Source organism: Akkermansia muciniphila (assembly GCF_040616545.1).
Taxonomy (GTDB): Bacteria; Verrucomicrobiota; Verrucomicrobiia; order Verrucomicrobiales; family Akkermansiaceae; genus Akkermansia; species Akkermansia muciniphila_E.
The window spans coordinates 137,429-149,878 of the sequence record NZ_CP156688.1 but is presented as its reverse complement, the minus strand read 5'-3'; the positions used below and the strand labels follow the sequence as shown (position 1 = coordinate 149,878).

The 12,450-nt window shown below is 61.6% G+C and carries 11 protein-coding genes; 5 read left to right on the top strand and 6 right to left on the bottom strand.

Annotation, left to right across the window (positions count from 1 at the left end; all coding sequences use genetic code 11):
* Positions 1 to 12: 12 nt before the first annotated feature.
* The 5 genes from rpsR (at position 13) to hemC (ending at position 3,883) form a co-directional block, all read left to right on the top strand.
* Positions 13 to 258: a 30S ribosomal protein S18 gene (rpsR, locus tag ABGM91_RS00555; protein ID WP_022396980.1), complete on the top strand. Its 246-nt coding sequence runs from the start codon at positions 13 to 15 to the stop codon at positions 256 to 258.
* A gap of 103 nt (positions 259 to 361) precedes the next feature.
* Positions 362 to 1,156, top strand: a complete 795-nt coding sequence (gene folE2 / locus ABGM91_RS00550; RefSeq protein ID WP_215428319.1) for a GTP cyclohydrolase FolE2 — start codon at positions 362 to 364, stop codon at positions 1,154 to 1,156.
* A 21-nt stretch (positions 1,157 to 1,177) separates the two neighbouring features.
* Positions 1,178 to 1,936: a cytochrome c biogenesis protein CcsA gene (ccsA, locus tag ABGM91_RS00545; RefSeq protein WP_354832890.1), complete on the top strand. Its 759-nt coding sequence runs from the start codon at positions 1,178 to 1,180 to the stop codon at positions 1,934 to 1,936.
* Between the two features lie 20 nt (positions 1,937 to 1,956).
* On the top strand, positions 1,957 to 2,958 hold the full coding sequence (gene hemA, locus ABGM91_RS00540) for a glutamyl-tRNA reductase (protein ID WP_354832888.1): 1,002 nt from the start codon (positions 1,957 to 1,959) through the stop codon (positions 2,956 to 2,958).
* Positions 2,948 to 3,883, top strand: coding sequence for a hydroxymethylbilane synthase (gene hemC, locus ABGM91_RS00535; RefSeq protein ID WP_354832886.1), 936 nt, complete (start codon positions 2,948 to 2,950; stop codon positions 3,881 to 3,883). The genes hemA and hemC overlap by 11 nt, the downstream gene beginning before the upstream one ends.
* A gap of 392 nt (positions 3,884 to 4,275) precedes the next feature.
* On the opposite strand, the gene ABGM91_RS00530 is transcribed toward hemC, so the two are convergent.
* The 6 genes from ABGM91_RS00530 to thiS form a co-directional block, all read right to left on the bottom strand.
* Positions 4,276 to 4,632 carry a DUF488 domain-containing protein gene (locus ABGM91_RS00530; RefSeq protein WP_215428329.1) on the bottom strand — a complete coding sequence of 119 codons (357 nt, stop codon included), beginning with the start codon at positions 4,630 to 4,632 and terminating at the stop codon, positions 4,276 to 4,278.
* A 209-nt stretch (positions 4,633 to 4,841) separates the two neighbouring features.
* Positions 4,842 to 6,020 carry an autotransporter outer membrane beta-barrel domain-containing protein gene (locus ABGM91_RS00525; RefSeq protein WP_354832884.1) on the bottom strand — a complete coding sequence of 393 codons (1,179 nt, stop codon included), beginning with the start codon at positions 6,018 to 6,020 and terminating at the stop codon, positions 4,842 to 4,844.
* Positions 6,021 to 6,071: 51 nt separating this feature from the next.
* The gene (locus ABGM91_RS00520; protein ID WP_354832882.1) at positions 6,072 to 7,676 is read right to left on the bottom strand and encodes a hypothetical protein; all 1,605 of its coding nucleotides are present in this window, start codon (positions 7,674 to 7,676) and stop codon (positions 6,072 to 6,074) included.
* A gap of 288 nt (positions 7,677 to 7,964) precedes the next feature.
* Positions 7,965 to 9,914: an O-antigen ligase family protein gene (locus ABGM91_RS00515; RefSeq protein WP_354832880.1), complete on the bottom strand. Its 1,950-nt coding sequence runs from the start codon at positions 9,912 to 9,914 to the stop codon at positions 7,965 to 7,967.
* Between the two features lie 249 nt (positions 9,915 to 10,163).
* Positions 10,164 to 12,023, bottom strand: a complete 1,860-nt coding sequence (mutL, locus tag ABGM91_RS00510) for a DNA mismatch repair endonuclease MutL (RefSeq protein ID WP_354832878.1) — start codon at positions 12,021 to 12,023, stop codon at positions 10,164 to 10,166.
* A 58-nt stretch (positions 12,024 to 12,081) separates the two neighbouring features.
* A complete protein-coding gene (thiS, locus tag ABGM91_RS00505; RefSeq protein WP_290566818.1) occupies positions 12,082 to 12,294 on the bottom strand; it encodes a sulfur carrier protein ThiS in 213 nt (70 codons plus the stop codon).
* Positions 12,295 to 12,450: the final 156 nt, after the last annotated feature.

Genomic DNA, 12,450 nt, shown 5'->3' with positions numbered 1-12,450 from the left:
TTCTTTATTATTATGTCCACTGAACCCAAGACTGTAGAACGTCGTATTCGTTTCCGCACGTGCAATCGCCAGATGCCGCGCCGCCGTCTCGACATCCCGATGGATCAGGTCGATCTGCTCAACCCCGATTTCCTGTCCAAGTTCACCTCTGAAACCGGCAAAATTCTTCCCCGCCGCGTGACCGGTCTGTCTGCCAAGATGCACCGCAAGGTGACCCGTGAAATCAAGCGGGCCCGTTCCATCAACCTTCTGCCGTAACAAGCGCCAAGGAAAATCTCTTTCGGTAGAAATTGTCTTTGCAGGCGGGAGTTTGTCCGGTAACAGGGCAGACTCCCGCTTTATTTCCAGCCATCATCCTCCCATGCAGGAACTGAAAGATACCCAGTCCGAGACGGATACGCGCAATATCTCCATTGACCGGGTGGGCGTCAAGGGGTTGCGCTTCCCCATCCAGATTCAGGACAAGCTCAACCGCATCCAGTCCACCGTGGCGACGGTTTCCCTGGCGGTGGACCTGCCGGAGGAATTCAAGGGCACGCACATGAGCCGCTTTGTGGAGGCCCTGCACCAGCACGGCCCCCTGCTGGACGTGCACACGGCCCTGGCCGTTCCCCGGGAACTGCTCCGCCGCCTGTCCGCGCGCCGCTCCCATGTGGAAATGGAATTCCCGTTCTTCCGCGCCAAGAATGCCCCCGTGACCGGAATAGAAGGGATGATGGATTACGTGGTCCGCTTTGAAATGGAGGCGGAAGCGGACAACAAGCTGGCGGACTTCAAGCTGACCGTGGTCGTCCCCGTGACGACGCTGTGCCCCTGTTCCAAGGCCATGAGCGCCTACGGGGCCCACAACCAGCGCGGGCTGGTCACTTATTCCGTGCGGTTTGCCTCCCGTCCCGTCTGGATTGAAGACCTGATTGACCTGGTGGAATCCTGCGCCAGCTGCTCCCTGTACAGCGTGCTGAAAAGGCCGGATGAAAAATGGGTGACGGAAAAGGCTTATGAAAACCCCGTCTTTGTGGAAGACCTGGTGCGGAACGTGGCGCTGAAAACGCAGAGCCATTCCGCCTTCAGCTGGTACCGGGTGGAGGCGGAAAACTTTGAATCCATCCACAACCACCAGGCGTACGCCGTCATTGAACGCGACCTGCGTTCCTGAACTTTTTCCCGTGCCGGAGTTATGAACGACAACTGGTGGGCCATCGCATCTCTCGTCCTCTCCCTGGCTTTCACGGGGCTGGGATGGCGCCTGCTGGCCTCCGGACGCCGTTTTTTATACGCCCACCTCTGGATGGCGTGCCTCTTTGCGCTCCAGACCGGGGCGCTCTGTGTCAAGGCGTACCAGACGGGGATGTGCCCCATCCGCGGCGCATCGGAAGTGCTCTTCTTCCTTTCCTGGACCATCAACCTCTTCTATCTTCTGCTGGGCCGCGCGTACCGCATGTCCGTGCTGGGCATTTTCACGGCTCCGGCCATTGCCCTGCTGACGGCGCTTTCCCTCCTGGTCAGCATATCCGGCGCGGATGTGCAGGGCACGCATGACTTCTGGGTGACGGCGCACGTGGGCGTGGCCATGATGTCTTACGGGGCCGGGGGCCTGGCCGCCGCCGCGGGCGTGGCGTTCTGCATGCAGAATGAATGCCTTAAAAGGCGCCAGATTCCCGGCACCTGCCGCCTTCTGCCCCCCATCCGCACGCTGGAAGCCAGCATGAAGCGCCTGATCCTGGTGGCGTTCATCCTGCTCCTGGCCGGGGAATGGCTGGGCTGGCAGCGGCACCTCCCCATCAACGGGGCCAAGACCGTTATTGTCATTCTGCTGACGCTGGGCTACGCCGCCCTGCTGTGGCGGACCTACCGCCGCGGAATGCCGGGCAGGGTTCTGGCCTACTGCTGTGTGGCCCTCTTTATGGCATCCATGAGCATTTTCCTGGTAAGCTGATGAGAATGGTTTGTTTAGGCTTGAATCACCGGACCGCTCCCGTGGAAATACGTGAGCGTTTTGCCGTGCCGTGCCACAGGCTCCAGGAAGAAGGGCGGCGCATCCGCTCCCTGCCGGACGTGGACCAGTGCGTGGTGCTTTCCACCTGCAACCGGATGGAAATCTACTACTGGTCGGACCGTCCTGAAAGCGCGCAGGAGCACATCCTGTCCCATTTCCTGGGGACCGGGCGCGGGAACGTGGACATGGGGGCCCACTTTTACAGCCACCTGGGCGCGGAGGCGCTGGAACACCTGTGCCGTGTGCTGAGCGGGCTGGACTCCATGGTGCTGGGTGAAACGGAAATCTTCGGCCAGGTGAAGACGGCCTACCAGATGGCGCTGGATGCCGGAGTGACCGCGGGCTGCGCCAATAAAACCTTCCAGAAAGCCTTCACCATCGGCAAGAGGGTGCGCACGGACAGCCAGATTCACGCCGGGGCCACCTCCGTGGGGTCCGTGGCCGTGGAGCTGGCGGAACAAATCTTCGGCGATCTTTCCGGCACGCGCGTCCTCATCCTGGGAGCCGGGGACATGAGCCGTGTGACGGGCCGCGCGCTGCGCGCCCGCGGGGCGGAGGGCATTTACGTGGCCAACCGCTCCTTTGACCGGGCCGTGGAACTGGCGGGCACCATCGGCGGCCAGGCCATCCGGTACGACGTGTGGGGGGATTACCTCAAGGACATTGACGTGGTGGTGGCCGCCACCGCCGCCCCCCACTGCATCATCACGCAGGAAACGCTGCTGCCCCTGCGCGCCGCCCGCAAGTACCGCTCCCTGTTCCTGATTGACATCTCCGTCCCGCGCAACATTTCACCGGACGTGGCGGACATTGACGAGGTGTATCTGTACGACATTGACACCCTTACCCAGCTGGCGGATGAGGCCAAGCGCAGCCGGGAGCAGGAAGTCTCCCGGTGCGAGGCCATCATCCAGGACAACATCTCCAAATACTTTCCGGACTCCGCTCTCTATGACCAGTAAAAACACCCTCATCATCGGCACCCGCGGGAGCGCCCTGGCGCTGGCCCAGGCGGACATGGTACAGGCCGCGCTGGCCGTCCGTCATCCCGGGCTGGACGTGCGCCGTGAAATCATCCATACCACCGGGGACCGCCGCACGGACGTGCCGCTGGCGGACGTGGCCCGCGTTTCCGGCATCGTGGACAAGGGAATCTTCATCAAGGAGCTGGAAGCCGCCCTGCAGGAAGGCCGCATTGACGTGGCGGTGCACAGCCTGAAGGACGTGCCCAGCGAGCTGGCGCCCGGCTTCACGCTGGCCTCCGTCCTTCCCCGCGCCGCTGTGGAGGACGTGCTGATTACGAAGGAACCGGACTGGAACGGAACGGGCACCCTGGCTACGGGAAGCGTGCGCCGCCGCCTCATGGCGCGTACGTACTGGGGCTCCGGCCTGCGGTTTGAGGACCTGCGGGGCAACGTGCCCACGCGCTTGGCGAAGCTGGCGCAGCACCCCGGCTGGGACGCCGTCATTCTGGCCAGGGCCGGACTGGACCGCCTGGGGCTGTATGCTCCGGAAACCGTGGCGGATGGAAGAAAACTTTACATGCGCCCCCTGCCGGTGGAAGCCTTCATTCCCGCCGTGGGGCAGGGCATTGTGGGGATGGAATGCCGCGCCGCGGACAAGGAGACGGCTGGCATTCTCAATAGCGTGAATGATCCGGAAGCCTATGGCTGCGCCCTGGCGGAACGTGCGTTCCTGGTGCGCCTGGGCGCCAGCTGTTCCACGCCCGTGGGGGTTTACGCCCGTTTGGAAGGTGAAGAAATGGTTCTGAGCGCGGCGTACTACGTGCCGGGCCGGGAAGAGCCTTTTGTCGTGGTGGTCCGGGGGGACCGGAAAGCTCCCCGGGACCTTGGCCTGCGGGCTTTTGAAGAACTGGGAGTGCGCTGACGGCGCGGTTCTCCCGCTTTTTTTCCGGATCAGGGAAAACAAAAAAAGGTCCCGGACTTTGTCCGGAACCTGAATTGAGCAGTGAGCGCACGGAAATTAGTGTTTTTCCTTGTGACTGTCCTTGGAGCTGGAGCTCTTTTCGGACATAAACTGCCCGGTTGAAGCATCACGCTTGACGCGCTGCCCGGTTTTATTGGTGGTGGTTTCAGAGCGCTTCTTTGAACCGCCTCTGTGATTTCCACCCATGTGGGAACTGGTTGCCATGTTATATTCACCTCCTTTCCATTTTCTTCACTTGTTCATGAACGAGAGAAGAAATCCGGCCATATCATAGGTCCCTGTGACAGCATTTGGGCCTTGCGGACGGCGCTTGTGCAAAATGTGCGCCTGGTTTATGAAGAAGACTGCTTCATCAGGTAATCCCTCAGCGCCGCGGCTTCGTTATGCTCCGTGTTTCTGGCGGAATACAGCAGCGTTATCTTTCCCTTGCGGGCCAGTTGGAGAAGGTGAGAAACCGCCTCCGTATTGTTGTCAAGCTCTTCAAAGTACCTCTGGCGGAACTCGTCCCATTTGGCATCGTCATGGTCAAACCACTGGCGCAGGCGTGTGGTGGGGGCTGCGTTCTTCTCCCATTCATCCCAGGAAGCCTTTTCCTTGGAAATGCCGCGCGGCCATAGCCGGTCCACCAGCACGCGGTACCCGTCTCCGGCGTCCTGGGGATCATAAATGCGTTTGATGGAAATATTCATTTAAAAAATAGTTTTATTACAGAAATAGAGCTTCCCGGGCATGCATCCGTTGAGCCGGAGAAGGTCATGCGGCCGTCCTGCGGCATGCGCGGCGCGGCGGCTGACGGGTAAAACAAAGGTGGAATCAGAAGAACGTCTCCGGGCCTGAAAGGCCCGGAGACGCTGGAAAAACAAGTGCCTGCGGATAGATAGAAGATAGCTGTTCCGGATTAGAATTCCAGCATGACACCCATTCTGCCGCTTTGGTCCAGATGGCCGTTGCCCGCCTCCAGACTGTAATCCAGCCCGGCGCTCCAGTTGCCGGATATGCTGATCTGGAATCCGGCGGAGGCCTGAAGGGCGGTGCGGCCCGGTTTGCTGCCGGGTGCCGTCCAGGAACGGGCAACGCCCTGGACCGCCACATGGGGCGTGCGGCGGTCCAGGTCGTGCGCCATGCCCGTGCGCACGTAGCCCAGAGCCGCTCTTCCCAGTGCGGAACCGTTCCGGTGGAATTCCACGCCCAGGCGTCCGCGCAGGGCATTCATGCGGCTGTCTTTCAGGCAGTAGGCGTAGCGTTCCCCCTGAAGGGTGGAGGCGTCCTGTGAGCTTTCCGCGTACTGGAGGCCGGAATAAAGGCCCAGCCGTGTTTTCCGGTTCAGCTCCCGCGTCCAGCTTCCCTGGAGGTCCAGCAGCCATGTCCTGTCCTTCCAGGAGCCTGACAGGCGGTCGCCCGCCAGGTCCGGGGAGGTGAAGCCCCCCTTGCTGCATGCGGAACCATAGCCGCCCTGAAGGCTGAGATGGAAGAAATCCTTCGTGCCCAGCTTCATGGACCGGGAAAGTTGCAGGAGGGCCATGACGGCGTCCTGGTCAAAGCTGCCCATGTCCCCGTTAACATCGTTCGTCCCGAAGCTCTGGCCGAAGGCGGCGCCCAGCGTCCACATGGGAGAAAGGTCATAAGCGCCTCCGCAGGAATACCCCCGGGAACGGAAGCGGTAACCCTGAGCCGCCGCCTGGGAGGACTGGGTGAAATAATCTCCCGTGGTCGTGATCCAGAAAGCCGTTCTTCCGTCCGGCTTCAGGCGCTGGCCCTCCCTGGTTCCCGCCGTGGCGGCAAAACTGCGCAGGCTGCGCATGGCCGTCCACTGGGAATTCCCCTGGACGGTGCCTACTCCCGCCGGGGCACGCCAGTCTCCCCCCTCTCCCTCCGGTGGAAGCAGGGCGCTGTGCTGCCCGGAAAGGTAATCGAAAAAGGAGCCGCCTACGCTGTAGCTCCATCCGTCGGCGTCCACCAGGCGCACGCTTTTGGCCCCGTTGACGCTGTCCATCAATTCCTTAGTCTGCCCTTCATGGGAAAAAATGAAGGGGCGCAGTTCTTCATAGGAAATGCCGAGCCGGCTGACGTCCAGCACAAACTCCAGGGAGCCTGCAAAGGCCGCCAGAGAAGAACCTTCCGTGAATGTTCATACGGGATTCTCCTCCGTGGCCGACGCCATGGAATCAGTCATCTGCACGAGCACGGTATGGGTGCTCCCCGGTTTTACGGCATGCACGCTGTACTGGCCGTCCATCGTCGTAAAGCCGTCAATGATGAGGCTGCTTCCCTGCCATGCGTCCAGCGCGCCGTGGATGGCCGTTCCCTCCCCCATGCCCAGGCTTCCCCGGTACAGTTCCGTATCAAGCCCGTCAATGGAGGCTCCGGCCTTGAAAAACACGGTTCCGTCCACGGGATAGCCTGCTGGATCGGGCTTGTTGATCGTCAAGACGCTCTCTCTGCCCTCTCCCCTGATGCCGTCGTAAAAAACCATGGAGCCGCCGTTCCCGGCGCAAAGGGCAATGTTGGCGTAATACTTGGAGTGAATGGCGTTGGAAACGCCTTCGCCGCCAAGTGCCGGAACCCGGTCCCTGTTGCCGCGGAAAATGCTGTCCCGCCCGTTGGCGATCACCCGGAGCCGCCCTTCGTTTGCGATGGCTCCCCCCTGCGCCAGGGACGGATCTGCGGAAGAGGCGTAATTACTGTAAAAGGAACAATTCACCAGCGTCAGCGTGCTGCCGGTAAAATTGTGAATGGCTCCCCCGCTGGAATCCGTCTCCGTCATGGAGGAAGCGTGATTGCCGTTAAAGACGCAGGAAACAAGCGTGCCCGAGGCTCCGGTTTCCAGGTTGAGCGCCCCTCCCCACGCACGCCCTGAGCTGATGGGGCCTGCGGTGCAGAAGGCGTAATTCCCGGTAAAGACGGCATTCCCCAGATTGATGGAGGCATTGTTATTCAAATCAATCCCGCCTCCGGAGGCTGCATAGCCCATGGTGTAATTCCCGTGGAACTCCAGGGCGTCTCCCTCCAGCCGTCCCCCGTACGTGGCCATGGAAACGGCGCCCCCCGCCGCCATGCTCATGCCATTGGCTCCGGCATTCAGGTAGGAGACGTAATTCCCGGAGAAGCGGCAGTTATTCAGCGTAACGGCGCCGACGCTGGAAATGGCTCCGCCATGCTGCTGGGGGCTGTTGAGGCACGGTTCATTGAAGGAAACGTAATTCCCGGTGAACTCGCACCCCTGGATACTCATCACGGAACCTGCCGCTCCGGCGAGCGCGCCGCCGCCTCCGGCTGTCTGGGAAACCATCCCGTTATTGGAAAAGGAACATCCGGAAAGGGCCAGCCTGGCGTTCTCTCCGTTGGAGATGGCTCCGCCGGAGGAATAGGAATACCAGCTCACGGCGGTATTGAAATTGCCGGTGATGGTGCAGTCGCTGATTTCCAATGTGCCGCGGTTGTCAAACGCCCGGCTGGTGAAGGTCTGGAGGCTCTGCGTGGTGGAGGACAAGGCGTGACGGCCTCCGTTCAGCGTCAGGGATGCGTCTTGAGCCACGGTGACGGCGGCGCCGTTGACGGCTGTTTCTGAAATGGAACCGTCCGCGCCCAGCTCAAGTACCGTTTCAGTGATGGAGCCGTCCTGCCAGCCCTGCACAAGATCATCCCAGGAGATGGGGCCGGAAGCGGAGGCATGGGGAACCGCCTGTGACAGGAGCAGGGCGGCAAGGAGGGGGAGAGGAAGTCTTGGAATCATTTATTTGGAGTTTGTCTTTGGATTAATGTTGCGGCTGTGTCCGCAAACTTCCCGGAGACTGGTGGATTTTCAATCCGCAAGGACATGGCGATTCCCTTGTATCCAAGGAGTTGTTCCGTTTTTTATCCTCTTCCTGTCATGCCTGCAAGAAGGGGGAGGGAGGCACCGGATAAGGCTCAAGTAATTTTGCCTTAAATGAATTATTATTGACAACGGATTGAAAATCCGATGAATACATTTATTTAATAAAAATGTAGCGGAAAGGAGGGCTGCTCATGCCCGTAATCACTACTTCCGCCAGGAGGAATCGGGCACCGCGCCGCGGGACTGCAGCGTCAGGATCAGCATCTTGAGCTCGCTGAGGCGCAGGTCATGTTCTTTCCTGACTTCGGGATTCAGGGCTCCGTAAAACAGCCACTGGTCCGTCTGGGCGGACATCAGCTCCTGCGCCGTCAGGGCCATGGACAGAGCCTGCCCCGGAGACCGGGAGGCGGTAACCGCACTCCAGGAATACAGCATGTTGGTGTAAATGGTGGTCCAGGCGAATATGCGGTCGTCAAACCTGCCGGGCTCCAGATACGGGCGCAGCAGTTGCTCCGCCTCCGTGTAGCGCCCCTGATGGATGTAAAGCAGGCTCTTGGCCGCTGCCATTCCATAATTGCCGGGGCTCAGAAGCTCCGCTTCTTCCTCCTGCCGTTCCAGCTCTCGGAGACGGGCCTGGTCCGGAGCCGGGGAATTGCCCAAGGCGTGCAGGATGCTGCGCCGTACCAGGTCCGGGTCCAGGCTGGCGGAGGCGGCTTCCTCCAGCATGGGGAGCCGTCCGTTGGAGGAAGGCGGGGCGGCGTGCAGGGAGGCCTTCCAGACCGGGAAGGCCAGGAACGCGAAACAAAGGGCAAGCGCCGCCAGCAGAAAGGCCGTGGAAGCCTGGGCCCAGCGTCCGGCGCGCCGGGATGCCTTCACTCTGGAAAGGGAGGCGGTGCAGGTAATGCCGCAGCACAGGGCGCTGGCGCCCAGCAGGGCCGGATTATGCCAGATAAACTCTCCGTAGGCATGGAAGGCGGCGATGCACAGCACGCAGAAGGCCGCGGGCCCCAGGGGATTGGTTCTCTGGTGCTCGCCCGCCAGCCGGAGCACGCTCCGGAACCCGGAGAAGAGGAACAGGGCCAGCAGGGCCAGCATCAGCACCAGGCCCGCATAGCCGTAATCACAGGCGGCCTGCGCATATTCATGGTGCGCAAAATTGGGGAGGTTGGAGCCGGAAAAAAATTCCGTGGAGAGATTGGTGAACATCCTGCTGCCGTGGCCGGTCCACGGCGCCAGGTCCGCCAGGGCCCACGCCAGCCTGGACAGGTCCAGCCTGCTGCCGAAGGAGAACGTATCCAGCAGGGAACCCAGCTTTCCGGCACCGTTCGCCAGGTCCAGCACGGCGTACGCGGCCCCGAAGAAGAGCAGGAGGATAAACAGGATGGCCGCCGCGTAAAATTTCCTGTTGTTGCGGAAAACGCTGGAGGTATAAATGAAGAAACAGAGGGTGACGCCTGCCAGGGCGTTCGGGAAGGCGGAACGGGAGCCGCAGGTGAAGGAAACGAGGATGAGCGCCAGTCCCGTGAACAGGGCGGCGCCCCATTTCCTGGCGGACGCCACGCTGTAGGCGCAAAGGAAAAAGCCCGTGACGGACAGGAAATGGGCGGAAAAATTCTTGTACCCGAAGAGGCCGATATTGCGCAGCTCCGTGCCGAAAAGGGAATAATCCGGCCTGAACCAGGAGGCCTCCGTCCCCGTCAGGTTCTGGTAACCCCACAGCAGCGCATTCAGCAACCCCAGGGCTGCCGCCAGCACGGGGAGAACACTCTTCTTCCCGTCGCCCGCTCCGGCATACGCCCCGGCCATGAACATGACCATGGCGGTGGCGATCAGGCCCAGGTCCGCCACGCTCTCATAATAAAACCAGGGGGAGAACCACGCGCGCAGGAAAAAATAACCGCCCCCCAGCCCCAGCGCGAGCCAGCCTGCCAGGCCGGGGCTGGGAATCTTGTCTCCCCGGATGATGCAGAAGCAGAACAGCAGAAGGGCCGCCGCCAGAAGGCAGGCGGGAAGAAAAAGAGTGTGCCATTCCCCCCCCGCGGCAGTCGTCGCCAGGGAAAAGTAAAAAAGAGCCAGAAGCGCTGCCAGAGCCTTTCCGGCAACGGTTTCAGCAATGCGCGGCGCGGGCGGTTTGCTGGGGATAGGGTCTGGCATGGCTGAACGTGGACTGGATGGCAGAAATGCAGGCAACAGTATAGACGCGGGGAACTCCGTTGCCAAGCGCAAGCTTCCGGGGGAGGCGGGATGTTTTTGGCGTCCTTGTGTAAAACCGGATACCTTGAGAAGGCAGGGGAAAAGAGGTTATGAGAGGCCTCACCCTGTTGTCGGGAAGCATCCGCCGGAAATGAACCAGCCGCCCTGCCATGAAACGCCGCAAGCTTGTTTTGCGGAAAACAGGGCCCCTCACGCCTGGATGCCGAATTTGCGCTTGATCTCCGGAACGGAATAATTAACCAGCGTAGGCTTGCCGCCCGGCGTGCAGTACGGCACCTCGCAGGCCAGCAGTTCTTTCAGGATGGCCGGGGCGCGGTGCGGGGAGATACGTTCCTTCCAGGCGGATTTTCTGGCAATTTCCCCGATGAAGGTTTCATAGGCCATGCGTTTGGCGTTTCGGCTGAACTCGGACTGCGTGAGGCGGTCTACCAGCTCCAGAAGGAACGCGCGGGCGTTGTCCAGCTCCAGCAGGGCGGGGAGGGATTCTATCCTGATGGTGTTCTGCCCGAAGGGAGTAACGGTCATTCCGGCCTGGTCAAAATGGGGGGCGACCTGCTGGATAACGGCAAAGTCCCGGGGGTCCAGGTCCAGCATGACCGGGTCCAGCAGCTGCTGGGACGGCATCGGCGCTTCCCGGTGGGCGCGCAGGCGTTCAAAGATGATGCGCTCCCGCGCCGCCCTGGGATGCATCAGCACCAGCCCTTCCGGCGTTTCAAACAGGGCGAATTGCTGGCGGAGGGTCCCCAGATAGGTGAATCCGGCGGAGGCGTCTTTCTCCATGGCTGCCTTTCCGCATGCGCTCCGCGGGGTGCCGCCCTCCGTCTTATTCTGAAAATCCAGCCGCCCCTGGGTGGCGGGAACCTGTTTCAGGGGAATGGGCCGGAGCGGGGGGGCGGGCGCGCTTCCGCGCGTCTGGCTGGTTCCGGAAAGGAGGGAAGCCATGCCGCCTTTTTCCGGGGAAGGCGGCAGTGGATGGTCCGCCCGGAGAGGTTTTTCCTCACGCGGTGCGGGGAAAGGAGCTTCCGGAAGACGCTTTTCCGTATCCGGCTCTGCGGCGGGAGCGTGGATTTCCTGGCGGGCGTGTTTCTGGAGGGTGTTGGAGATTGCCTCCACAATGGTGTTCACCACGTCCGCGGAACGGCGGAACCGCACTTCCTTCTTGGCGGGGTGCACGTTCACGTCCACCAGGGCGGGCTCCACCTCCATGTACAGGAACAGCGCGGGATGCAGTCCGGTGGGAAAGCCGCCGTAGCCGTCCCGGATGGCCCGGTTGATGAGCTGGTCTTCCACGGGCCGGGTGTTCATGAACACGTACTGCCCTTTTCTGGTGCGCCTGGCTTCGGAAAGCGGGAGCAGGAAGCCCGTGACGGAAATGCCGGGGCCGATGACCGGTTCTACCGGGATCAGGGCCGCCGCCGTGGCCGCATCCGTCAGGGCGGAAATGCGGACGCGCAGGTCTGCCGTGGCCGGCAGGTCAAAAATAAGCTGGTCATCCCGCTTGTAGGTAAAGCGCACCTGGGGGTAGGCCAGGGCATGCAGGCGGAGCTGGTGCTCCACATGGGAGGCCTCCGTCTCTGAGGACTTCAGGAACTTGCGCCGCGCCGGGGTATTGTAAAACAGGTCGGAAACCTCAATGGCGGTGCCGGGGGAGACGCCGGAGCTTCTCGGCTCATGCTCCTGGCCTCCGTCAATGCGTATTTCCCAGCCTTCCAGCGCTTGCGGCTGTCTGGTGCAGAGCTTGAAGCGGGATACGCTGGCGATGCTGGGAATGGCCTCGCCGCGGAACCCCAGGTGAGTGATTTCAAAAAGGTCCTCCAGGGAGGAAAGCTTGCTGGTGGCGTGGCGCTTGGCGCATAGTTGGGCATCTTCCCGGGACATGCCGCTGCCGTCGTCCGTCACCTTGATCAGGCCCACGCCTCCGCGGCGTATCTCCACCCGTATGGCTTTGGCTCCGGCGTCCAGGCTGTTTTCCACCAGCTCCTTCACGACGGAGGCGGGGCGTTCCACCACCTCGCCCGCCGCCACCTGGCTGGCAAGAGTGGAAGACATGACGTGAATGGAGGGCATGGCGGCAGCGGATTGGGAAAGAAGTATCGGAATCAGGGTACTAGCCGCCGGCGACGATGGAGACGATCTCCACCCGGTCTCCGGGAGCGACGGTCACCGCGGGAAAATCCTGCGGAAGGAGGGCGGAGCCATTGTGCTCCACCACCACGGGAGCTCCGTTCATGTTCAGGAGTTCCAGAAGCCGGGAAACGGAACAGGGTTCCGCCAGTCCATACGGGGCTCCGTTCAGCGTGATATCGTTTTGGGCTGTCATGGCGGAGCCAGTATACCACAACAGGGGGGAGAATCCAGAAACATACCTTGGGGATGGCGTAAAAAAGGCTCCGGTTCCAGGCGGGGGAAAAAGAAAAAAGCGGCATCATGGATGCCGCTGGTTTTCCATTTGCCGCCGTTGCCGGCGGCTGGAAGG